Annotated in this window: 18 protein-coding genes and 2 pseudogenes; 13 read left to right on the top strand and 7 right to left on the bottom strand. The window is 36.7% G+C overall.

Translation table 11 applies throughout. The features are described from left to right. The first annotated feature begins 112 nt into the window (after window positions 1-112). From ACEN3Z_RS04790 to ACEN3Z_RS04760, 7 genes and pseudogenes are all read left to right on the top strand, one after another. Window positions 113-997: a carbohydrate ABC transporter permease gene (locus ACEN3Z_RS04790; protein WP_138403773.1), complete on the top strand. Its 885-nt coding sequence runs from the start codon at window positions 113-115 to the stop codon at window positions 995-997. Beyond that, window positions 997-1,857 (top strand): carbohydrate ABC transporter permease, encoded by an 861-nt coding sequence (locus tag ACEN3Z_RS04785; RefSeq protein WP_407089859.1) that lies wholly within the window; start codon window positions 997-999, stop codon window positions 1,855-1,857. The genes ACEN3Z_RS04790 and ACEN3Z_RS04785 overlap by 1 nt, the downstream gene beginning before the upstream one ends. 27 nt (window positions 1,858-1,884) lie before the next feature. Continuing rightward, window positions 1,885-3,014 (top strand): annotated as a pseudogene (locus tag ACEN3Z_RS04780) (ABC transporter ATP-binding protein). Between the two features lie 3 nt (window positions 3,015-3,017). After that, window positions 3,018-3,755, top strand: a complete 738-nt coding sequence (locus tag ACEN3Z_RS04775) for a glycerophosphodiester phosphodiesterase (RefSeq protein WP_407089858.1) — start codon at window positions 3,018-3,020, stop codon at window positions 3,753-3,755. A 195-nt stretch (window positions 3,756-3,950) separates the two neighbouring features. Next, window positions 3,951-5,426, top strand: a complete 1,476-nt coding sequence (treP, locus tag ACEN3Z_RS04770; RefSeq protein WP_407089857.1) for a PTS system trehalose-specific EIIBC component — start codon at window positions 3,951-3,953, stop codon at window positions 5,424-5,426. Between the two features lie 75 nt (window positions 5,427-5,501). Then, window positions 5,502-7,160 carry an alpha,alpha-phosphotrehalase gene (gene treC / locus ACEN3Z_RS04765; RefSeq protein ID WP_407089856.1) on the top strand — a complete coding sequence of 553 codons (1,659 nt, stop codon included), beginning with the start codon at window positions 5,502-5,504 and terminating at the stop codon, window positions 7,158-7,160. A 24-nt stretch (window positions 7,161-7,184) separates the two neighbouring features. Beyond that, window positions 7,185-7,766, top strand: a complete 582-nt coding sequence (locus ACEN3Z_RS04760; protein WP_407089855.1) for a sugar O-acetyltransferase — start codon at window positions 7,185-7,187, stop codon at window positions 7,764-7,766. Window positions 7,767-8,200: 434 nt separating this feature from the next. Here the strand turns inward: ACEN3Z_RS04760 and ACEN3Z_RS04755 are convergent, their stop codons facing one another. After that, on the bottom strand, window positions 8,201-8,767 hold the full coding sequence (locus ACEN3Z_RS04755; RefSeq protein ID WP_138403784.1) for an NADPH-dependent FMN reductase: 567 nt from the start codon (window positions 8,765-8,767) through the stop codon (window positions 8,201-8,203). Window positions 8,768-8,964: 197 nt separating this feature from the next. Here ACEN3Z_RS04755 and ACEN3Z_RS04750 point away from each other — a divergent pair, with 197 nt between their 5' ends. Beyond that, a complete protein-coding gene (locus ACEN3Z_RS04750; RefSeq protein ID WP_407089854.1) occupies window positions 8,965-10,263 on the top strand; it encodes a GerMN domain-containing protein in 1,299 nt (432 codons plus the stop codon). Between the two features lie 180 nt (window positions 10,264-10,443). Then, window positions 10,444-10,722, top strand: a pseudogene (locus ACEN3Z_RS04745) (anthrone oxygenase family protein); the annotation flags it as partial. A gap of 42 nt (window positions 10,723-10,764) precedes the next feature. Here ACEN3Z_RS04745 and ACEN3Z_RS04740 read toward each other — a convergent pair. Both ACEN3Z_RS04740 and treR read right to left on the bottom strand, forming a co-directional pair. After that, window positions 10,765-12,177: a serine hydrolase gene (locus ACEN3Z_RS04740; protein WP_407089853.1), complete on the bottom strand. Its 1,413-nt coding sequence runs from the start codon at window positions 12,175-12,177 to the stop codon at window positions 10,765-10,767. Window positions 12,178-12,212: 35 nt separating this feature from the next. After that, window positions 12,213-12,938 carry a trehalose operon repressor gene (gene treR, locus ACEN3Z_RS04735; protein ID WP_407089852.1) on the bottom strand — a complete coding sequence of 242 codons (726 nt, stop codon included), beginning with the start codon at window positions 12,936-12,938 and terminating at the stop codon, window positions 12,213-12,215. Between the two features lie 283 nt (window positions 12,939-13,221). On the opposite strand from treR, the gene mnmE reads away from it, so the two are divergent. The 4 genes from mnmE to lepB all read left to right on the top strand — a co-directional run bounded on the left by mnmE (window position 13,222) and on the right by lepB (window position 17,711). Beyond that, the gene (mnmE, locus tag ACEN3Z_RS04730; protein ID WP_407089851.1) at window positions 13,222-14,601 is read left to right on the top strand and encodes a tRNA uridine-5-carboxymethylaminomethyl(34) synthesis GTPase MnmE; all 1,380 of its coding nucleotides are present in this window, start codon (window positions 13,222-13,224) and stop codon (window positions 14,599-14,601) included. A gap of 22 nt (window positions 14,602-14,623) precedes the next feature. Further along, the gene (locus tag ACEN3Z_RS04725) at window positions 14,624-15,112 is read left to right on the top strand and encodes an 8-oxo-dGTP diphosphatase (RefSeq protein WP_338486886.1); all 489 of its coding nucleotides are present in this window, start codon (window positions 14,624-14,626) and stop codon (window positions 15,110-15,112) included. Window positions 15,113-15,125: 13 nt separating this feature from the next. After that, window positions 15,126-17,039 carry a tRNA uridine-5-carboxymethylaminomethyl(34) synthesis enzyme MnmG gene (gene mnmG, locus ACEN3Z_RS04720; RefSeq protein WP_407089850.1) on the top strand — a complete coding sequence of 638 codons (1,914 nt, stop codon included), beginning with the start codon at window positions 15,126-15,128 and terminating at the stop codon, window positions 17,037-17,039. Between the two features lie 144 nt (window positions 17,040-17,183). After that, entirely contained in the window at window positions 17,184-17,711 is a 528-nt protein-coding gene (lepB, locus tag ACEN3Z_RS04715; protein ID WP_407089848.1) for a signal peptidase I, read from the top strand. 81 nt (window positions 17,712-17,792) lie between these two features. On the opposite strand, the gene ACEN3Z_RS04710 is transcribed toward lepB, so the two are convergent. The 4 genes from ACEN3Z_RS04710 to ACEN3Z_RS04695 all read right to left on the bottom strand — a co-directional run bounded on the left by ACEN3Z_RS04710 (window position 17,793) and on the right by ACEN3Z_RS04695 (window position 23,801). Continuing rightward, complete coding sequence (locus ACEN3Z_RS04710; protein ID WP_407089847.1) at window positions 17,793-18,743, bottom strand: LysR family transcriptional regulator; 951 nt, start codon at window positions 18,741-18,743, stop codon at window positions 17,793-17,795. A gap of 272 nt (window positions 18,744-19,015) precedes the next feature. Continuing rightward, on the bottom strand, window positions 19,016-20,818 hold the full coding sequence (locus ACEN3Z_RS04705) for an ABC transporter substrate-binding protein (RefSeq protein ID WP_407089846.1): 1,803 nt from the start codon (window positions 20,816-20,818) through the stop codon (window positions 19,016-19,018). Window positions 20,819-20,924: 106 nt separating this feature from the next. Next, window positions 20,925-22,376: an ABC transporter permease gene (locus tag ACEN3Z_RS04700; protein ID WP_407089845.1), complete on the bottom strand. Its 1,452-nt coding sequence runs from the start codon at window positions 22,374-22,376 to the stop codon at window positions 20,925-20,927. A gap of 24 nt (window positions 22,377-22,400) precedes the next feature. After that, complete coding sequence (locus tag ACEN3Z_RS04695; protein ID WP_407089844.1) at window positions 22,401-23,801, bottom strand: ABC transporter permease; 1,401 nt, start codon at window positions 23,799-23,801, stop codon at window positions 22,401-22,403. Window positions 23,802-23,828: the final 27 nt, after the last annotated feature.

The following is a 23,828-nucleotide window of genomic DNA, read 5'->3' as shown; positions in this document are numbered from 1 at the left end:
AATTTTATAGAAGTACATTTAATCATTAACATAAATTTAAAGGTTGGGAATATACTGTTGACGTCGTATACCCAGCTTTTATTTTTTAGAAAAGAAAGACAAGGAGACAAGTATGGAACAAGCAAAAATCATTAAAGAAGAGCGCTCTTTATTTGATCGAATAAAAGGTTATGGCTATTTATTACCTGCTATCATAGTTTTAGGTGTGTTCATGTTTTGGCCATTCATTCAGACGCTTTATAGAAGTTTATTCCTAACGAATAATTTAGGGGAGAATGCAAAGTTTCTTGGTTTAGGTAACTATCAAGAGTTATTAACTAGTAGTAGTTTCTGGAATAGTGTGCTGGTAACGTTAAACTTTGTATTAATTGTTGTAGGTGTTGGAGTAGTTATTGGGTTCTTAACTGCTCTATTGTGTCAGAAAACATTCCCAGGCATTAAATTTTTCAGTGCAAGTTATGCAATGCCTATGGCAATAGCATCTGCAGGAATGGCGATGATTTTTCAAGTGATGCTAAATCCAACCGTAGGTATTGTTAACCGTTTATTTGGTACATTTACTAACTATTTAGCGAATCCAGACTATGCTCTTCTCGCAGTAGGTATTCTAACTGGTTGGTTAAACAGTGGAATGAATTTTCTTTATTTCAGTTCAGGTTTAGCAAGTATTGATGAATCATTATATGAAAGTGGGTCAATTGATGGAGCGAATGGTTTTCAGAAATTTATATTCATCACACTCCCTTCTTTAAAGCCAACGTTATTCTTCGTTATTGTGACGAATGTCATTAATGCTTTCCAAGGTTTCGGGCAGATTAATATCTTAACAAAAGGTGGTCCAGGACAATCTACGAACGTAATTGTTTACGATATCTACCGAAATGCTTTTATGAATTACCGTTATGGATTTGCTTCAGCGGAGTCTGTTGTATTATTCATTATTGTAATGATACTTACAGTGATTATGTTCAAATTTAGAAAGGGGGCAAATAGCTAATGCAAGCACCAATAAATGCTACTGATAAAAGATATATTCGACGCCGAAAATTAGGGAGATTTGCCTTAATCGTATTAAATGTTATTGCCTGGTTAATTATTATGTTCCCATTAATTTATGCATTTTTAATGGCGATAAAACCATCAGGTGAATTATATGATCCGAATAGTGTGTTATTCCCTCAAAACCCAACATTAACAAACTTTGTTGATGTATTTGATATTGCACCCATCGGTCGCTATATTATGAACTCGCTAATTGTAGCTGTTTCAATTACTTTATTGCAGATAACAACTTCAATCTTAGCAGCCTTTGCTTTTAGATTTTTGAATTTTAAGGGGAAAGGCATTATCTATGGCCTCATCTTATCGACAATGATGATTCCTGGAGAAGCCGTTATTATTTCACAATTTTTAATGGTTTCAGGCTGGGGATTAACTGATTCAATCACTGTATTGATAATTCCTTTTATTGTTTCAGCCTTCAATATATTCTTATGTGTGCAAGCACTAGAAAACTTCCCATATGAGATTTATGAGTCAGCTAAAATAGATGGCTGTAGTGACTTCCGATTTGCTTTTTCAATGGTCTTACCATTAATTAAACCAACAATTGGTGCTATGGCAGTTCAATCATTCCTAGCGGGATGGAACATGTATATGTGGCCGTTATTAGTGACGAATGATGATTCGAACCGAACAGTTCAAATTGGTATTAGTATGCTAAATAGTGTGGATTCACAATCATTAGTTCTAATGGTTGCAGGTGTTGTGATCTGTATGATTCCAAGTTTAGTGATATTCATTGTAGGTCAACGTAATATGGTTAAAGGCTTGACTTCAGGGGCAGTTAAAGGTTAATTCCAATGTTAAGGAGAAGGAAATAATATGGCAAAATTACAATTAAAAAAAGTAGCAAAAGTTTATGAGGATAGCTATAAAGCTGTTAAAAACATTGATTTAGATATTGAAGATAAAGAGTTTATTGTATTAGTAGGACCTTCAGGATGTGGAAAATCTACGACGTTACGTATGATTGCAGGACTTGAAGGAATATCAGAAGGTGAAATGTATATTGGTGATACATTAGTCAATAATATCCCACCAAAAGAACGTGATATCGCAATGGTATTCCAATCCTATGCACTTTACCCACATATGACTGTTCGCGATAATGTTGCATTCGCTATGCGAATGGCAGGGGTTAATAAAACAGACCGTTATAAACGAGTAGATGAAGTTGCGAGTATCTTGCAATTAACAGACCTACTAGACAAAAAACCAGCGCCTTATCAGGCGGACAACGTCAACGTGTGGCTTTAGGACGTGCGATGGTAAGAAATCCTAAAGTATTCTTATTAGATGAGCCTTTATCTAACTTAGACGCTAAATTACGTGTGACAATGCGTTCTGAGATTGTGAGTTTACACCGTAAATTAGAAACAACTTTCGTCTATGTAACGCATGATCAAACTGAAGCCATGACAATGGGGACGCGTATTGCAGTCATGAGTGTTGGAAATGTAGAACAATTTGATACGCCAGCAAATCTTTACTATAATCCAGTTAATGTTTTCGTTGCTGAGTTTATCGGTAGTCCACAAATGAATATGATTCATGGTAAAATAATCAAAGAAAATGATATTATTTATTTCCGAACAGTAGAAAATAAAATTCGTTTACCACATGAAATTGTTGATCGACTAACGGTTGAAGCGACGGGACAAGATGTATTATTAGGGATTCGCCCTGAAAATATCAATTATGCTGACAATCTAGAAGAGAGCAATGTCATAATAGCCAAGGCCAAAAACGTCGAACAAGTTGGTTCAGATACCTTTGTCTACTTTGACTTACAAGCAACGGCTCGTGAAAGTGCGGCACGTTTTAATCCACCACGGATGATACCATTAGGAGCAGATATTCCACTTACGATGGATTTAACAAAAGTCATGTTATTTGATAAGAGTAATAAGCGAGCTATTTTAACCCCACGATCTTTGGAAGGAGTTTTTTAATATATGAGTATGATTATTGCACATAGAGGCTATAGCGGGAAATATCCAGAGAATACGATGCTCGCCTTTGAAAAGGCATATGAGTATGGTGCAGATGGAATTGAATTAGATATTCAATTAACGAAAGACAGCAAAATTGTTATCTGTCATGATGAGGAAATTGATCGAACATCCAATGGAAAAGGCTTCATTCGAGATTATACATTGGCTGAATTACGCGAATTTGAATTCCGTAATAATATGTATGATTTAGAGGATGAGACCGAAGACAATATCAAAATTCCTACTTTAGATGAATTTTTAAATTGGTTAAAAACGACAGAACTCATGGTGAATATTGAATTTAAAACTTCCATCGTAGAATATAAGGGCATTGTTGTAAAAGCCATTGAATTAGTTAAAGAAAGAGAACTTGAAGATCGCGTGATTTTCTCGTCATTTAATCATAATACGATTAAAGAAGTAAAAGAATTAGATATCTCTTTAAGATGTGGCTTCTTAACGGTGGCAAATATATTAGATCCTGGTGCATACTGTCAGGCACATCAAGTAGAATATTACCATCCTGCTTATGTATCACTTTTGCATACACCAGAAATTATGAATGAGTGTCAGGAACAAGGAATTAAAATTAACGCTTATACGGTAAATGAGCCAAAGCACATTCAAATATTATTAGATTTAAATATAAGTAGTATCATTACTAATAAAATCGAAGAAGCTATTCAATTAAAACACTAATTAAACATCTTTCAACATTAATTTGTTGGAAGATTTTTTTGTGTAAAGCTTGATATAACAGTAAAATCTTTTAAATATAAAATATAATATTAAAATTAATTCATATAGCGAGACAAAAGCATTGCTTATTAAACGCTTTCATTATATAATATAAGGTGTAAACAAGTTGTATAGACAAGTAAAAGGAGGATGAACATGGCAAATTTTGAAAAAGATGCTAAAGCCTTATTGGAGCATATTGGTGGATCCGATAATATTAATGCTGCAACGCACTGTGCGACACGTATGCGTTTCGCGTTAAAAGATCCAAGTGAAGCGGATATTCAAGCAATTGAGGCTATACCATCTGTAAAAGGAAGTTTTACGCAAGCAGGTCAATTTCAAGTCATTATTGGTAATAACGTGTCAGAATTTTATAAAGACTTTGCGGCGATTTCTGGCGTATCAGAAGCTTCAAAAGCAGATGTAAAACAAGCATCAGAAACAAACCAATCATGGTGGCAAAGAGCAATGACGTTCTTAGCTGAAATTTTCGCACCGATTATTCCAGCTATTATCGTAGGGGGACTTATCTTAGGTTTCCGTAATATTTTAGAAGGTGTTGCGTGGGAAGGTTTAGGCGGACAAACAATTGCAGAATCATCTGTATTCTGGAACGGGATTAATCATTTCTTATGGTTACCGGGTGAGGCAATATTCCACTTCTTACCGGTAGGTATTACTTGGGCAGTGACACGTAAGATGGGTACAACACAGATTCTAGGTATTGTACTAGGACTTACATTAGTATCACCTCAATTACTGAATGCCTATGGAGCAGCAGATGCATTAGCTACAGGTGAAGTACCACAATGGGACTTTGGTTTTGTTCAATTAGATATGATTGGTTACCAAGCACAAGTTGTACCAGCGATGTTAGCGGGTCTGTCATTAGGTTACTTAGAAAAATTCTGGCGTCGTGTCGTTCCAGAAATGGTATCAATGATTTTTGTTCCATTTCTATCACTATTACCAGCAGTCATTCTTGCACATACGGTGCTTGGACCAATTGGTTGGTGGATTGGTGACGGAATTTCAACAATTGTTCTGGCTGGATTATCAGGACCATTAAAATCATTATTCGGTTTCTTATTCGGAGCACTCTACTCTCCATTAGTTATTACTGGCTTGCATCACATGTCAAATGCGATCGATTCACAATTAATCGCAGATACTGGTACAACAGGTCTGTGGCCAATGATTGCTTTATCTAATATTGCTCAAGGTTCAGCTGTAATGGGTGTATGGTGGTTAACGCGTAAAGACGCAGATGAGTCTCAAATTACGATTCCATCAGCAGTATCATCATTCTTAGGTGTTACAGAGCCAGCGATGTTTGGGGTAACATTGAAATATATTTATCCATTTATTGCAGCGATGTTAGGATCAGGAATTGCCGGCTTTATTTCAACAACATTTAACGTTCAATCGAATGCGATTGGTGTTGGTGGATTACCTGGTTTCCTAGTTATTCATATCGATTCACAAATGTGGTTCTGGATTGCGATGGCAGTAGCATTAGTGGTGCCATTTGTTCTAACACTTGTCTTTAATAAAGTTGGTTTCTTACAGGATGCTGGATTAAACTTCGATATCCCATTCTTTAACAACAAATCAGAGAAGAAAGCATAAGCAAGTTTATATTTACAATAGAAGCAGCAAGTTAATCCTAACTTGCTGCTCTTTTATTACAGGAGGAACTTAAGAATGAAATTATCAAAACGTGTAATGTATCAAATCTATCCAAAATCATTTCAAGATACAACAGGTGATGGTTATGGAGATTTACAAGGAATAATAAAAAGATTAGATTACTTAAAAGAGCTTGGTATTGATATGATTTGGTCAAGTCCATTCTATCCTTCACCGCAATATGACAATGGTTATGATGTGAGTGATTATACGGGAATCAATCCAGATTATGGGACAATGGAAGACTTCGATGAGTTAATGGAAGAGCTTCAAAAGCGTGGGATTGATTTAATGATGGATATGGTATTTAACCATGTATCAACGGAACATGAGTGGTTCCAAAAAGCTTTAGCAGGGGATCAATATTATCAAGATTTCTTCTACTTAGAACCAGCTAAAGAAGACGGATCGTTGCCAACCAATTGGGATTCTAAATTTGGTGGACCGGCTTGGGAGAAATTCGGCGATACTGATTTATATTATTTACACTTATATGACGTGCACCAAGCAGATTTAAATTGGTACAATCCAAATGTGCGTGAAGAATTGCAGAAAGTCTTAAACTTTTGGTTAGATAAAGGGGTCAAAGGCTTCCGATTTGATGTACTCAATGTGATTGGGAAAGAATTACCTTTTGTTGATAGTGAAGAACCAGGTTCAGCTCAAGAAAAGTCATTGTATACCGATACACCAATCGTTCATCAGTGGGTAAAAGAATTAAATAAAGCCTCTTTTGGGACACGTGAAGATATTGTCACTGTCGGGGAAATGTCATCGACAAACATACCCAATGGTGTTCGTTACACGAATCCGGCTGAAGAAGAGTTAAGTATGATATTTAATTTCCATCATCTAAAAGTGGATTATGAAAATGGAGAAAAATGGAGCAATCCAGACTTTGATTTCTTGGAATTAAAACGAATTTTAGATGAATGGCAAACTGGAATGTCAGATGGTGACGGATGGAATGCGTTATTCTTAAGTAATCATGACCAACCGCGTGCGAATAGTCGTTTTGGCGATGTTGAGAACTATCCGTTTGAAACAGCGACAATGTTAGCTCAAACCATTCAATTCTTACGAGGAACACCATATATTTATCAAGGTGAAGAAATTGGAATGACCAATCCTAATTATACGTCGATTGAAGAATACAATGATATCGAAACTCATAACAATTACCAAATTCTCTTAGACAAAGGTGTCTCAGAAGCGGAAGCTCTTGAAATTATTCAAGCGAAATCACGTGATAATGGTCGTACACCAGTTCAATGGGATGACAGTGATCACGCAGGCTTTACAACGGGCAATCCTTGGTTAAATGTCGCACCGAATTATAAAGAAGTAAATGCCACTAATGAATTAGCGAATGGTCAAATCTTTTCATATTATCAAGAATTAATTAAGCTACGTCGTGAATACGATGTGATAAGTGATGGGACTTACCGTGGGTTATTATTAGATCATCCAGAAGTAATGGCTTATGTGCGTGAATTAGAAGATGAGAAGTTATTAGTCTTCAGTCATTTCTATCCAGGTGAAGTTACAGTGACTTTACCAGATGAATTCAAAGGCCTATCGGCTAAGAAACTAATTGGTAATGGCACATTAGAAGAAATGTCTGATTCAATCACGTTGAACGCCTACGAAACAGTGGCATTTTTAATAAAATAATAGACAAAAGTGAGGAGGGAATCTATGACAGAACGTGAAAAAATGTTAAATGGTGAATGGTATGATGCAAATTATGACCAAGAACTTATCGAAGAAAGAAGAAAAGCACAAGCCTTGTGTTTTCAATTAAATCAAACCTCACCTTTAGAAGAAGAAAAACGACAAGATATTCAGGAAAGATTATTTCAACAAAAGTTAGACAACGTAGGAATCTCAAGTCCATTAACCTGTGATTATGGGTCACTTACCCAATTAGGGCATGACGTATTTGTTAATAGTAATGTTTACTTCATGGATGGTGGTGGCATTACAATTGGAAATAATGTCTTTATCGGTCCTAACACTGGTTTCTATACAGCTGCTCATCCATTGGATTATCCAAGTCGTAATATTGGGCTTGAGAAAGCTTCACCGATTGTCGTCGGAAATAATGTTTGGATTGGTGCCCATGTTGCAGTTATGCCAGGAGTAGAAATTGGTGACGGGTGTGTGATTGGAGCTGGAAGTGTTGTGACACGTGATATTCCAGCTAATTCATTAGTTATGGGTTCGCCTGCGCGCATTGTTAGAGAAATCGATCAAACAGATCAAATAAAAGATAAATAAATTTATGAGGTAAGAGTGAATCACTGTCATAGGTTGATTCGCTCTTATTTTATGTTTATTACTACAGATAATAAGCTGTTTCATTTTTTATTATAACTGTTATAGTTTATTCTTTGGAAACTTAATGAAAGCATATTTTTATTGATATTTTTTAAATTAAAACTGTTGCAAATAGTTATGAAGGGTGTTATCATATTCATAATGAGACATAGCCAATGTGTCTCAGAATAAACAGCATATACTTTTCCTTAAGGAAACATTCCCTTATAACAGATATATCGATAACGAGTCTGTTCAAATATTAGAAGCCCCCCAAACCTCTCATATTTTATACAAATATCGTTATCCATCTACCACAGAACTTCTAAGAGTTCTGTTTTTTTATTGCACAAAAAAAGCTGTTAACTTAGAGTTAGACAGCTTTTTCTATATAATTATTTATTACGTACTGTTTGTAAAGCTTCTGACCAGCTAACAACATCGTTTAACATATTATTTATCGAATCTGTATGGTAATCAGCAGGTTTAAACGTGCTCATTTGTTCGAAGTCGGTGTTCATACTGAATGTTACTTGAGGACCAACAACAGCAACTTTTAAGTTACCTAACATTGGACGCATCATCACACTTGCGCTAATTCCTAATTGTCCACCGTATGACACAATTCCAGCTGCTTTGTGGAAGAATTCACTTGCTAAGTAATCAATCGCATCTTTTAAGCCACCCGTTACAGCTTTATTGTATTCTGGTGTAACAAAGATAAAGCCATCTAATTCTTTCACTTTATCAGACCATCTCTTAACGTTAGGATTTGGACGATCATCTGTTGCAATAGGAGGAATAACCTCGTCAAAGCGTGGAAGATCAAACTCTTTAATATCCACTAATTCGAATTCTGCGTTATTATTATGCGCTTTTGCAAATTCTAAAATCCATTCTGCCACTTGTAAATTAACACGTGAGTTACGTGTACTACCTGTAATAATACCAATTTTAACCATATGATAGCCTCCTAATAATTTTAATAACCTAACAATTCTAGCTTAAGTATGAGATTTTTACAAACGAATATGTTAATAAATGAATATAAACTTTATTACTATAAAATTATCTAGTAAATTCCTCACAACACTCTACTCAACGAAGAAGACTATGCTATAATGAAATTAATATTTTGAGGAGACGAATGTGAATACTTATGAAATTAAAACAACTTATTTTAAGCTCACTCGCTTTCTTGCTCGTCGGATGTGCAAGTGAACCAATGATTACCTTAAGCGAAGAGAACCAAAGTATTATTGAAGAGAAACGTCAAAGTCTAGAAGGCAACCAAACAGAAGATGAAAGTGCAGAAGGTGAGGACACTCAAAGCCAAGAACCTGATGAAGCAAGTAACAGTCAGATCCTAACAAGCTTCGATACGAGTGATTGGGTCGCTTTAGAAGAGACCGTTCAGTTAAATATTGAAGATTACTTACCAAACGTTATGTATCAAATTAAGCAATATAGTAATGGGGAGACGTCACGTGTAGACTACCCTGACTTCGTGGACCAAACATTGAACATGATGCAAGTGGAAACACGTATAACAGATCAAGCGCCCATCGTGAATATCTTTAGTTGGGGAAATTCACAAATCACTCGCCTAGAAGAAAGTTCAGAAATGAATCCATATGTGAACCATCTAAAAGGGATGGCTAACCAAGCGACTCAGGAATCTGAGCTCTTGCTACAAGCACCCCTGCAAGTTGGTACAAGTTGGCAACGTGATGCAACGACAACAAGTGAGATTACTGCGATCTATAGCCAAGCAACGATAAGAGATCTGGAGTTAGAGAATGTGATTGAAGTTACTTCAACACTTGAATCAGGTACTTTAGTCGAATATTATGCACAAAATGAAGGTGTCGTAGCGACCGTCGAAGCAGACGAAGCAGGTACGGTGACGCAAGTATGGCAAGCACAAGCCATCTATCATGAGAACCGTATTATCAATAATGTTGAAGTGATGTTGCCGACAACGGATGATGCGATGGTTGAGCCTGGGCAAGCAGCATTCTCGTGGCAAACGAACGGGAATTTCGCAAGTGCTTTTGATAGTATGTTTAAAGAGATGGGAATTTTAGATGATACGATTACAGTCCAATCGGTCACTTTAGATGAAGGAGTTGTCATCATTGACTTCTCACCTGGGGTAGTAGCTGTATTGAATAGTCATGAAGCTTCAGAACAAGCAGTGATTGCTTCAATTGTAACGACATTAGGGAATTTCTTTAATACGGATCAAGTACGTTTAACAGTGAATAATAGTGGTATGTTACCAGATACGCTTGAATACCCTACGAATGGTATCTATCAAGTGAGTACAATAACGACTCCTTTAGAGACAGTCGATGCTTCAGTTGAATCAAGTGAGTCAACATTGAACGCTTCGTCAATGGATGAATCTGCAACTACAGATGAAAGTCAAACAACAACCGGTTCAGAATCACTTTAACAGTGGGTAGTAGCAAATGAGGTCTAACATAACCGTTATTATGTTTACTCAATTTAACACAACGATCAATGGATTGTATTTTACTTTTTCTAATACTATTCTGCCTGTGTTAAAGCAGGAAGAGGATGCTCGTATTGGTATTCGAATAATGAATCGAATCAATAATTTAATACAGAACAGTCTGTTTTTCCTGTTGTTCTTTGGATCTCCTTTACTAGCGGTCGCATGGTTTTGATGAATATAAATTCTACCTTGTTTGGGCTGGGTAGTTTACTACATATTATCGGAAGCTTTTTAGAAACCATTGTGAAAAATGTTCCCTGGAACAATCGACTGAAGAATGAGGCGAATGAGACCAGTTGGCAAGAATTTGTTAGTGAGTGGACTCGCTGGAATACGATTCGAGCTATTATGGGTTTGCTAGCTTCAACAATTATTTTGCTTGAATTACTCTATTAAAAAAGTGGGTTTGGAAATTTTCCAAACCCACTTTTATTTGCATTAATTATGTGCTCTAAACCATTGATTCACTCGTAAGTTCATTACTTCTAGAAATTGATCAGCTTGATTAATATTATCGGAAAGAACGACTAAAGCGTACTGGGGCTGATTATTTTCATAATAGATTCCACTATCGTTAACTGCTTGCTCATAGCGACCAAATTTATTCGCCATCATCTCATTATTAACATATGACGTGAACAATTGGGCCGGACTTGTTTCAAACATTAAGTTAATCAAGTCACTGTAGGATTCATCTTGAGCAATTTTAATTAATACTTGCTCAGTAATATAAGCTGAACTTAGATTATTGTTTAAGAAGTCTTCTGGTTTCTCATCAATTCCAGCAAACGTTAAAATATCTTCGCGGAAATTACCGAATTCTTTATCGTACTCGGCTTTAAGTATATTCATTGCAGTATTATCTGAATGAGTGATTGCTTCTGTAATCAGTTCCTCTATCCTATAACTGTTTTCCAAAGGACCGTTTGTAATGTTTCCAGTCCCGGCTTCAAATAATGCTTCACTGTAATCAAGTTCACTATCTAATTGATACTCACCTGAGTTGATTAAATCAATATATAAGGCAGACAGTGGAACTTTCGTTATACTCGCTGCAGTAAATAATTCATTCTCGTTCAGATAGTAATGTTCCTCATTGTGGAAGTTATAATAAGCTAAACTAATTTCAGAAGAGTTGACGTTAAACTCAGTAAGTGTTTGGTCTATGACATCAGCCATATTTTTATAGGCGTCTAAGTCTAAAGGTTCAATTCCATTTTCGTCCATCAAATCAGTTTGATAGATGTCGTCAAATGTAAGCTCAGATTCTGAAGAACTTTCTGTCGATTCGTCTTCTTGGCTTTCATCTTGAGAACTGCTTTCAGATGATGCGATGCTTGATTCGGATTTTGATTCATTCGTCTCGTCTTCTTCTTGGCTTTCATCTTCAGAACTACTTTCAGATGATGCGACGATTGCTTCGGAATCAGATTCACTTGTCTCGTCCTCTTCTTGGCTTTCGCTCTCGGAACTGCTCACGGATATTTCGATACTTACTTCGTCTTCCTCCGTGCTTTCTTCGTCTGAACTATTTTCAGTAGAAGACTCACTTTCTTCACTACTTTGGCTTGGAACAACCGCAACACGATTACTTTGGTTGGTTGTATCTACATCTAGTGTCCTTTCCACGTCACTTTCACTCTCTTGCTCTGATTCATCCGTTTGAGAACTCGCTTCACTAGAGTTTGCAATCGTTTCTTCACTAGATTGATTGGGTTGAGACGACACTTCTTGAGTAGATGTTTTACTTGGCGCTTCTCCATTACTGTCGTAATTAAGGTATAAAATAAAAGTAAAGCCTATTACAATGAGGATAATTAGACCCCACTTCAAATTTTGATTATTTTGCATTCATTAACTCCTTTAAGCGATATTCATTCATTATATCACGGATTTATAAACCGATTATGACGCGGAGCGAACTCTTGAAAACGAAAGCGGTCAATTCGGTGACGTGAAATCGTATATTGAAAAAACGTCGCGTCCTTTAGAAATACTTGGCTCCTCACTGTGATTGTGTAGTCTTCTGGTTTAATTTTTAAGTATTTAATATCTAAATCATCGGCGGGTTCACCGATAAATTCTTTCGATGCGAAGCCGATTTCTAGACCAAGATCGCCTTCAAAGTATTGATAGATGGAATCTTCTGCTACTTGGTTTGGTATTTCAGACACGATACTTTGACGAATATAATCTTCATCGATAATCACGACTTCGCCAGCAATTGAGCGTGTTCGAATTAAGTGAATAAACTTCTCTTTGGAATTCATTTTTACATCATTTAATATAAAATCTGGAACAGGAATAATATCATTTTTAATAACTTGTGTCGTACTGGCGAGATTATTTTCCTCACTTAATTCTTTATAACTCACTAAACCACTAATTGGCAAAGCGAAACGTCGATAATCTAAAACAATGGACCCGTGTCCTTGTTTTTTAAAGATAAATCCATTATCTGATAACATCCGTTGCGCTTTACGAATCGTCTCACGAGAAACATTATACTCTGTTGCGAGTGAAGTTTCACCTGGAAGTAAAGACCCCACTGGATAAATGTTTTCTTTTATTTTGTTTTCAATATCTAGGTATATATATTCAAACTTATTCATAAAACTCACCTCTTCTTTAATCAACCCTATTCTATCACGCTACTGATAGGAAGGTAAATGATATTCAGGTGCGAGTAGGGGGGCAATACAAAAAAGTTAAAATTTCTCACCCCAACCTATCAAAACTATTTGCAATATTCAAATGAATCTTGTATAATGCTAAAGAAATTGAATGTAGTAGCAGTCAAAGTGCTTACGAACCGTATATCAACATGGAGAAATCATGCATATAGGGGGAGTTTAGGCATTTTTTTTGTGAGCAAAATTAGAAAGGAGTCATTCAATGTATACAACAGATATCATTGCAGCTATTGCTACAGCACTGGGAGAAAGTGCGATTGGCATTGTGAGATTGAGTGGAGATGAAGCAATTGAGATTGCGAGTAAAATCTTCAAAGGTAAGAACTTAAATAACGTCGATTCGCATACAATTAACTATGGCCATATCATTGACCCTGAAACAGGAAAAGTCATTGATGAGGTGATGGTGAGTGTATTGAAGGCACCAAGATCTTATACAACGGAAGATAGTGTTGAAATCAACTCACATGGTGGGATTATGGCCATTCAAAGAGTACTTGAAGTAGTCTTAGCGAATGGTGCGAGATTGGCTGAGCCAGGAGAATTTTCGAAGCGTGCATTTTTAAATGGTCGTATTGACTTATCACAGGCAGAAGCAGTGATGGATTTAATCCAAGCGAAGACGGATAAAGCGATGGATGCGTCAATGAACCAATTACAAGGAAGTCTTTCAACTAAAATACGTTCATTACGTCAGGAAATGTTAGACACACTCGCACAAGTGGAAGTAACAATTGACTATCCAGAATACGATGATGTCGAAGAGATGTCATTGAAGCAACTGAATGAAACAGCCGTACATGTGAAGGAACAAATACAAAAAATCTTACATCAAGCGCAACACGGCCGTTTATTCCGTGATGGAATTAATACTGCGATTATCGGACGTCCAAACGTTGGTAAATCAAGTTTATTAAACCGATTAACCGGTTTAGAAAAGGCAATTGTAACTGATATTGAAGGAACAACGCGTGATACGATTGAAGAATACGTTAACGTTCGTGGTGTACCACTTCGACTTATCGATACAGCTGGAATTCGCCAAACTGATGAAGTCGTTGAACGAATTGGTGTAGAGCGTAGTCGTAAAGTTATGGAAGAAGCAGAGTTAGTGATTCTAATCTTAAACCAAGCGCAAGCCTTACAAGAAGTAGACATTGAACTCCTAGAATTAACTAAGGATCAAAATCGTATTATTTTATTAAATAAACAAGATTTAGAGCCTAAATTAACTCACGCTGACTTAGAACCTTACATTCAAGATGCTGATTTAATCGCAACATCGATGCTTGAAGAATCTGGGATTGATGAGTTAGAAACTCAAATTGAACAAAGATTCTTTAGTGGTGAAATCAAGTCTGGTGACGTGAACTACTTACTGAACACACGACATACACAATTACTACGCCAAGCAATTAGCTCACTGGATGAAGTCCTTGAGTCAACTGAGATGATGTTGCCTGTTGATTTAATTCAGATGGACTTTACACGTGCTTGGGATTTACTTGGTGAGATTACCGGAGATTCTGTCCAAGACGAACTATTAAATAAATTATTCAGCCAATTCTGTTTAGGTAAGTAAAGGTAGAGAGGACGACAAAATCATGACAAAACTATCAACTATTTGTTATCTTGATAATGGATCAGAGATTTTACTGCTACATCGTAATAAAAAGCCGAATGACATTCATGAAGGAAAATGGATTAGTGTCGGTGGTAAATTTGAAGCAGGTGAAACACCTGAAGAATGCGCCATCCGTGAAATTAAAGAAGAGACAGGCTTAACAGCTACTAAACTGGATTTAAGAGGATTTATTACGTTTCCAGATTTCAAACATGATGGTGAAGATTGGTATAGTTTTGTCTATGTCGTGACTGAGTTCGAAGGTGAACTGTTTGAAGAATGCGATGAAGGAACACTGGAATGGGTTCCTTATGACCAAGTCATGGCAAAACCGACTTGGGAAGGGGATTACATTTACTTAGATTGGTTAGTGAAACAGACACCCTATTTCTCAGCAAAATTTACTTATGATACAAATGGCGAATTAACCGAACATACCGTTGAATTTAAAGAAGAGAAGAAAGACTAGAAAGGAGTTATTTATGCAAATATATGAAGCAGGACAATATGATGTTATTGTTGTTGGAGCAGGACATGCTGGATCAGAAGCTGCTTTAGCAGCAGCCCGTATGGGATCAAAAACACTTTTATTAACATTAAGCTTAGAAATGATTGCGTTTATGCCGTGTAATCCATCCATTGGTGGGCCAGCTAAAGGGGTAGTTGTTCGAGAAATCGACGCACTTGGTGGCGAAATGGGACGTAATATCGATAGAAACTACATTCAAATGCGTTTATTAAATACAAGTAAAGGCCCAGCAGTACAAGCTTTACGTGCCCAAGCAGATAAAGAAACCTATGCAAAAAACATGCGTCAAGTTCTTGAAGAAGAAGAAAACCTAACACTTAAACAAGGAATGGTTGAAGAATTATATGTCGAAGATGGCCAAGTAAAAGGTGTTATTACAAACTCAGGTGCTAAGTACTTAGCTGACGCTGTTGTATTAACAGCTGGAACATCTTCACGTGGTAAAATTATTATTGGTGATTTAGATTATTCATCTGGGCCAAATAATACATTACCTTCGATCAAATTATCTGAGAACTTACTGGAATTAGGTGTTGAATTAGCTAGATTCAAAACAGGAACACCACCAAGAATTCACGCTGATTCAGTAACGTTTGATGATACAGTTGAACAACCAGGTGATACAATGCCGAATCATTTCTCATTTTTAACTCCCGACGAAGACTTTAAAGAAGAAAGTGTTTCGTGTTGGTTAACGCATACGAATGCTCAAACACACGAAATTATTCAAGCAAACCTACACCGTGCACCAATGTTTAGTGGAACGGTAGAAGGTGTTGGTGCTCGATATTGTCCATCTATCGAAGATAAAATCGTTCGATTCAGTGACAAACCACGTCACCAAATATTCATTGAACCAGAAGGCGCAAACACGAAAGAAATGTACGTTCAAGGCCTTTCAACATCCTTGCCAGAGGAAGTTCAAGTTGAGATGTTACGTACGGTAAAAGGTATGGAAAATGCGAAATTGATGCGTCCAGGCTATGCGATTGAATATGATGTCGTTATACCGCATCAATTAGACTTATCACTTGAAGTAAAATCATTACCTGGTTTATTTACTGCAGGTCAAATGAACGGAACAAGTGGTTATGAAGAAGCAGCAGGTCAAGGAATTATGGCTGGTATTAACGCAGCACGTAAAGTCCAAGGAAAAGACCCACTCATCTTAAAACGTAACGAAGCTTATATCGGCGTGATGATTGATGACTTAGTAACAAAAGGGACAACAGAGCCATACCGTTTACTTACGTCACGTGCGGAATATCGATTATTATTACGTCATGATAATGCTGATATGCGTTTAACTGAGATTGGACACGAGATTGGTTTAGTATCTGAAGACCATTATGAAGCTTTCAAAACAAAACAAGCACTCGTTGATCAAGAGTTAGAACGCCTAAGCAAAATCCGCCTAACACCACATACAGAAGGTTTAGTTGATTTATTCGAACGCGTTGGATCAGCCTTATTAAAAGATGGTATCTTAGCAAGCGACTTATTAAAACGACCAGAAATTCGTTACTTTGACTTAGTGACATTAATTCCTCGCGAAGAAGGACCATTGAACCGTCAAGTCGGTGAACAAGTTGAAATTCAAATTAAATACGAAGGTTATATTAATAAAGCTGTTCGAAAAGTAGAAAAAATGAGTGCTATGGAAGAAAAACAAATTCCAGAAGACATTGATTGGGATGCAATTGGGAACCTAGCAAATGAAGCAAGAGAACGATTAAAACTAATCAATCCAAGCACTTTAGGACAAGCAAGTCGTGTGAGTGGGGTAAACCCAGCAGATATTGCGATCCTTTCTGTTTATATCCAACAAGGTAAAATTAAACGTGTTGGCGAACCAACAGCATCATAACATTATAAATGGAGGCGACACACTGATGATTCAGCGTGCCGCCTCCATATTTTTTAAGAAATCTTTAGCTTTAGGCCCAAAGGTTGTTAAGTATTTATATGGGATGTATAATATTCTTATTATGTTATTTGCTAGGAGATTATCATGAACAGTATTAAACGTTTTTTTAAAGAGAATGGCTTATTTTTATTACTCATCGTTGGAATGGTTTTACTAAGATTATTTGTGTTTACACCCTTTGAAGTCGATGGACCTTCGATGAATTATACTTTAGCACACGGTGATCAATTATTCGGTGCGAATATCTTCAATGTGGATCGATTTGATATCGTGATACTTGATTCGCCGACTGAGGAAGGAAAGCAATACATTAAACGTGTGATTGGCTTACCTGGAGATACAATTTCATCTCAAGATGATGTGATTTATATTAACGACGAACCATTATCAGAAACTTACTTATCGGAAGAAACTCTTCAGAATAATACGAACACCATTGATTTTGCTCCATTAACAATTCCTGAAGGGGAATACTTTGTTATGGGAGATAACCGAAATCATTCATTCGATAGTACAGAGTTTGGACCGATTCCTGAAGAATCAATTAATGCTGAAATATTATTCAGATTTTGGCCATTAGATACTTTTGGAACCGTCGATGAAACTGATTAAGTAGAAATAACCACCTTCACTAGACGTGTTTAAACCGTTTAATGGAGGTGGTTAATTTGTGTGAATGGTTAGTTTAACCGATTAAATTGTATAATTATCTGGTGAATGAACACTTTCCAAGTTTTTAACACGTTTACATAGTATTTGATCAGCTATCTTCAAATAATTTTGCGCATTCGTTGACAATTCCTGATTTTTCGGAGCAATCCAGCAAATATGGTGACTTTCCGAGCTTTCTAAAGGAATTGACGTAACATAATCATCAGTAATGCGGTTTGTCATAATGCCCGAACCTGTTAAATAAGCATTTGACCCCGTAATGATATTAATTGCACTCATCCGGTCACTTACAACAACCTTCTGATCATTTGCTTGAACTTCTAAGGGATGTTCAGTTAAGAAGTCGTTTTGATGCTCTGTTTGTTCGAATGTGATCGCAGGATAATCCATTAAGTCCTTATATTTTATACTTTCAAATTCAGTTAAAGGATGGTCTTTTCGAATAAAGACATGAGGCTGGAATTCCCACATCACATGGAATTGTAGATTTTCTTGTTCGAATAAGCGAGTTAACATTCGGCGGTTAAATTCACTTAAGTATACGAAGCCAATTTCACTAACATTTTGCGAAACATTTTTAATGACTGAATAGGTATCTACTTCAAAGAAGCGATAGACAAAGCGTTCACCTGGATGTTTATTAATAAATTTGCTGAAAGCTTCTGATGCGAAGTCATAATGCTGACTTGAGACAGAAAAGAATTGACGTTCCGACTCATTATTAACAAACAAATCGCGCATGACATCAAGTTGGCTTAAGACTTGTCGAGCTTGAGTTATAAATTCATGCCCTTCATGTGTTGTGGTCATTCCGCTACTTGAACGGGTAAATAATTGTTGACCGACTTCAGCCTCGAGTTCTTTAAGTGAGACTGATATGGTTGAAGGGGATACAAATAACAACTCAGCTGCGCGGTTAATCGATCCGGTTTTTTCAATATGGTCTAAATACTTTAATTGCTGTATATTCAAATACATCCGTTCCTTTCTGAAACTATAGAGATGCTCTCTAAGTTGGATTTGGATACGATATTTAAATATACCGTAATAAATCTTTCAATGTTAATTATCATACCGCAATTTGTTGTAAATGTTAATTGACTATATAAAATTTTAATGAAAAACTTGAGAAAAACTGTAAACCCGCATTCGGTTCTAAAACGATTCCGAGATAACTACGAAATTATTCTACAGAAAAAGCCCTCAACCATCCTATTTACAAGGTAGTTGAGGGCTTAAACATTTTATTCAGTAGCTGAATTTAAGTAATTGTTTCTAAACTCTTCTACTTTTGCTTGGTCGGCGACTAAAGTATTCCCAGTTTCAACAAGTGGCGATAATGTTGAGTAAGCTGGTAATTTTAATCCTTGGTAAGCAGCATTAATTTCTTCTTGGTTGATAGCATAAAGAACTGATTTTCTTAAGTCAGCACTGTCTGATACCGGGCGGCCGGGTGTATTGACGTTGAATAACATATAAGTTACCGCATTACTTGGAATTGATTGGAGTGCTAAACTTGACTCGTTCTCAACAATTGGGTAATCAACTTCACCTAAACCATAGTACAGATCAACTTCGTTCGAGCGTAAGGCAGATAAAGCACTACTTGAATCAGCGATAAAGCGGACTGTGACTTGCTCAATGTTTGCATCTGCATCTGTATCAGGACGGTATGCTGGGTTTTTAACAAAGTTTGCTTGGTAATCATTTTTATCAACCATGATGTAAGGACCACTTGTCCATAGATGGTTATCATAAGAGCCACCTTCAGTGACAGCACGTTGGTCTCCATAAGCGATGTCTGAGTTTACATCATAAGACTCGATATCATAAGTATTTATTGCTTCAACTTGTTGTTCTGACACGATACCTGCTGATTGGTGACCTAAGTAATTTAATACTTGTGGAAATGGTTGTGTTGTTGTTAATTTAACGACTTGATAATTACCATTTGCATTATCGACCTCATCTTCAGAAGCAACAACAGCTGAGATAGGTGTTTCTAAACCATCTTCTAAAGCTTCTTTTACAGATGAGTCACTCCCAGACAGTGTCGCTTCTTCTAATTCAGTTACATCTTCCACAATTGAAACTTCGTCAATATGCTCATGTAAACTATACGTACGGTGATCAGGAACTGAATTAGGGTCTTTTGCACGGTTGAGTGAGTAAATAACATCTTCAGCCGATACTAAATCACCAGTATCAACTGCTGCACCGTCTTCGATTTTAGCAAAGTTAATATCATCACGTAAGATGAAGTAATACTCTGAGTTTCCGTCTGCAATCGCATGATTATAACTTAATGAATTCTCTGAAGTAATTTGGTCATCATCCGTTAGGTTGATTAAACGTACATACATATTCGTATTCAATTGGTTTATACTTCCGTCGTTCCCTTTAATTGGGTCTAATGAAGTCAATTGTGATGAGGTTTGTGTTAAAAGTAATGGACGTTCAGCATGTTGACTGTCATCAACATAAGAAACGGGTTCCCAAGCAAAGGCTCTTGATTTAGACAAACGAATAGAATCTGGGTTTAATACTTCTTGATTAAAGGCTTGCGCTTTTAATGATGTATATAATGGCACGATATACGCATTTTCAGTAACTAATTGATTCTCGAATTCAGTATACGTATTCACATATTCATCCGGTGTTTCCGTTGCTGCTTGTTCAATTAGCTCATCCACTTCCGGGTTACTCATAATACTGTTGTCACCATCTGTAATAAATAGTGAACGAACGGCATAATCAGGATTCCCTGTTACAGTTGTCCAGCTTGAGATAGCTAAGTCATAATTTCCTGCTTCTTTTTGAGCATTAAAACTTGCATAATCCGGCTGCAAACTTGTCTCAACTTGGAAGCCAGCGCGAGTTAATTGGTCACGGACAATATTAACATCTTGTTCGGATGCTGATTGAGCTAAGATAGTAATGGGAATAGCTTCTTGAGCATTGGCAGTTTGTACAGTAGTTGCGACGGGAGCGACTACTCCCACTAATACTAAGGCTGTTAAAAATAATTTGTTTAAAATTTTATTCATAAAAAATCTCCTTTTATTTTGCTTTGAATGTTTACGGCACTTACAACAATCTTCATCTGTGCTCATCGATACAGCTCACCAACTTTCTTCGTAAAATGCTTACGTGTTATTGAGTCATCTTAGGATCTAAAGCATCACGTAAGCCGTCTCCTAAGAAGTTAAATGATAAAACTAAGGCAATAATAGCCAAACCTGGATAGATAGCTAAGTAAGGTTGTGTTTCTAGATAATCACTTCCGATACGTAAGATGTTACCCCACTCAGGAATATGACTTTCAACCCCTAAACCTAAATAACTTAAACTACTTGTTGAAATAACTGCCGTCGCGACAGTAAGCGATGATCGAATAATCATCGGGGCACTCGCATTAGGAATAATATGTTTTAAAATGATTTTTACATCACTAACCCCAACAGCGTGGGCAGCTTCAACGTATTCTAATTGCTTCACTTGAAGTACGTTGGCCCGCATTGTTCTGGCGTAACCAGGAATGCCACCAATACTCAAAGCGAGAATTAAGTTTTGAGTTGAGGTCCCAAAAGCCGTCACAATCGTAATTGCCAATAAAATACCGGGAATCGCGTACAATACATCCAAGGAACGCATAATTGTTTGGTCAACACGGTGTGAGTAATAACCTGAGACTGCACCCAGGAAACCACCAATAAGTAGAGGCGCTAAAGTAGCCAACACCCCGACTAATAAAGAAATCCGACCGCCAAAGACCATGCGTGAAAAGACATCGCGCCCGAAATTATCAGTTCCTAAAGGGTACGTCATACTTGGTGCTTGTAAAATCGCCGTATAATTATTTTCAACGGCGTAACTATATTCAAAGGTTAAGTAACTTGTAATCGCCATCGCAAATATAAAGGTAATAATATAAAGCCCAAAGATAGCAACTTCATAACGAGAAATGTTTGAAAAGACACTACGTCGGCGCACATTTGCTTGATTATGATGTTCACGCCAAATTAACCAAGCAGCAATCAGTCCTAATAAATTTCCACTGAATGAAGTGACTACAAGTAAACCGATAACAATATATAACTGAGTTTTGGATACATTTTTCAAATGAGCACTAAATAGAGCAAGTCCCCAATGAAAGAGTAAACTGACGCCCAATAGGAATAAACCGATAGTAAACGTCGGGCTCATAGTAGGTTTGAAAAAGTTTAAACTCGTTGTCGCAATAATCGTTAAGTCAACGAGGACCGCAAAAATAAAATAAATTTGATACGACATGAGTTTACGTAATATTAAGAACATCCCCGTTATAAAGTTAAATGGATTCCCTAATAAGACGGATAACATAAGGACAAAACCCCATACGCGGTGCACAGGGTGAACTTTTCCATTGTTTTGAATGTGTCTGGCAATAAAGAAGTTTATGAAGCTGAGTATCAGGTGAATAAGGGCAAAGCCGATAGTCACTAAACTCCAATCTGTTCCTTGTCTTAAATATGTAAATAAAATGACCGCTAATGAGAAGACAATCGAAAGTGTCGAAGCAAAACGTAAATAGCGTTTTGCTACCGATGAATAAGATTGAATCAAAGCCAAACTCCTTTCTATCTAAGTTTAATTTTTTAACGTTGTTCGAATTCGTGGATCAATAAGTGCATACAGTAGGTCAACGACTAAATTGACTAAAGAGACAATAATCGCGATATAGATAACCCCGCCTAAAACAGCTGGAATATCCGGCACAAATTGTTTCTCTACAATATAACTACCAACCCCATTAATATTAAAAACTTGTTCGGTGACTGCTGATCCACCTAACATCCCACCAAATTGCAGACCAATCACTGTAATAACTGGAATCAGCGCATTAGGAATAATGTGACGCCAAATGATGCGCCAATTCGACATTCCTTTTGATCTGGCTGTTAGAAGGTAATCTTCATGAATCACTTCTAAAGTCGAAGCCCGGGTCATTCGTGCAACAGAAGCAGCTAAGCTAGTTCCTAGGACAATCGCAGGCATCAGCAGTGACCACGGATTGTCCGGATTAAAGGTTGCAGGCAACCAACGGTTACGAATTGAAAAGTTTAAGATAAAGATTAAACCTAACCAGAATGTTGGAATCGATAGACCAATTAAAGCAATGAACATAAAGAACTGGTCAAATAAAGAATTCACTTTCACCGCCGAATAAATACCTGCAGGGATTGCTATAACTAAAGAAATAGCTAGAGAGAAGAAAGTGACTTGCAGTGTAATAGGGAAACGGCGTAGCAATGCGTCTATAACCAATTCATTCCCTACATAAGTATATCCAAGATCAAATGTAACTATACCTTTTAGCGTTCTAAAGAGCTGTACCCAATAGGAATCATCTAAACCATGAAGCACATTGAAGTTCTGAATTTGTTCAGGGGTAGCTTGTACACCTAAGATGTTTTGAGCAGGGTCCGATGGTGAAAAATGCAATAACGTAAATACAATCCAAGTTACACCAAAGATAACGAAGACCATCAAGAATAACCTTTCAACAATGTACCTTAAGATTGGCATACGATAGACAATCATTAAAATATACATGGGCCAAGCTAGAATAATACTCGTTATAAACCCAATAGGTGTTACAATCCAGTCCGCGAAAATATCAGAAAGATGAATCCTCTCTGACATATCATTGTTTTCAATAACTAATGATTGAACATAATGATTTAACCGTTGATTAACTCGTTTTTCAGTCTGTTCAGCGCTAATACTTTGCTTGAAGTAGGCTTGTTTATTCTGTTCTTCTTTTATTAGTTTTTGTTTTAACACTGTTTTTTCATCATCAGAGATTCGTTCAGCAACTGGTTGAGATTTATATTTTGTGAAGTGTATGAGTTGAATCACGAAGAATATAATATGTAAGGGTAAACCAAGTACCCAAAGAGCTATTTTATAAGTCCATTGACGTTGCATTTGTTGATAGATTAAAGACCATCCTTTAGTTAAGGAACTGTTTTGTTGAATGTGTTCCAAAAATCTCACCTCCTAAGTAAAAATTAA

It is taken from the genome of Ruoffia sp. FAM 26254 (assembly GCF_045528545.1).
Taxonomy (GTDB): Bacteria; Bacillota; Bacilli; order Lactobacillales; family Aerococcaceae; genus Ruoffia; species Ruoffia halotolerans.
Note: the sequence above shows the minus strand (reverse complement) of the source record. Positions and strands in the feature narration are given on the sequence as shown.

Bases quoted from the DNA above. Each gene is read 5' to 3' on its own strand.
- ACEN3Z_RS04790 (WP_138403773.1), top strand. From the start codon at position 113: ATGGAACAAGCAAAAATCATTAAAGAAGAGCGCTCTTTATTTGATCGA.
- ACEN3Z_RS04785 (WP_407089859.1), top strand. From the start codon at position 997: ATGCAAGCACCAATAAATGCTACTGATAAAAGATATATTCGACGCCGA.
- ACEN3Z_RS04775 (WP_407089858.1), top strand. From the start codon at position 3,018: ATGAGTATGATTATTGCACATAGAGGCTATAGCGGGAAATATCCAGAG.
- treP (WP_407089857.1), top strand. From the start codon at position 3,951: ATGGCAAATTTTGAAAAAGATGCTAAAGCCTTATTGGAGCATATTGGT.
- treC (WP_407089856.1), top strand. From the start codon at position 5,502: ATGAAATTATCAAAACGTGTAATGTATCAAATCTATCCAAAATCATTT.
- ACEN3Z_RS04760 (WP_407089855.1), top strand. From the start codon at position 7,185: ATGACAGAACGTGAAAAAATGTTAAATGGTGAATGGTATGATGCAAAT.
- ACEN3Z_RS04755 (WP_138403784.1), bottom strand. From the start codon at position 8,767: ATGGTTAAAATTGGTATTATTACAGGTAGTACACGTAACTCACGTGTT.
- ACEN3Z_RS04750 (WP_407089854.1), top strand. From the start codon at position 8,965: ATGAAATTAAAACAACTTATTTTAAGCTCACTCGCTTTCTTGCTCGTC.
- ACEN3Z_RS04740 (WP_407089853.1), bottom strand. From the start codon at position 12,177: ATGCAAAATAATCAAAATTTGAAGTGGGGTCTAATTATCCTCATTGTA.
- treR (WP_407089852.1), bottom strand. From the start codon at position 12,938: ATGAATAAGTTTGAATATATATACCTAGATATTGAAAACAAAATAAAA.
- mnmE (WP_407089851.1), top strand. From the start codon at position 13,222: ATGTATACAACAGATATCATTGCAGCTATTGCTACAGCACTGGGAGAA.
- ACEN3Z_RS04725 (WP_338486886.1), top strand. From the start codon at position 14,624: ATGACAAAACTATCAACTATTTGTTATCTTGATAATGGATCAGAGATT.
- mnmG (WP_407089850.1), top strand. From the start codon at position 15,126: ATGCAAATATATGAAGCAGGACAATATGATGTTATTGTTGTTGGAGCA.
- lepB (WP_407089848.1), top strand. From the start codon at position 17,184: ATGAACAGTATTAAACGTTTTTTTAAAGAGAATGGCTTATTTTTATTA.
- ACEN3Z_RS04705 (WP_407089846.1), bottom strand. From the start codon at position 20,818: ATGAATAAAATTTTAAACAAATTATTTTTAACAGCCTTAGTATTAGTG.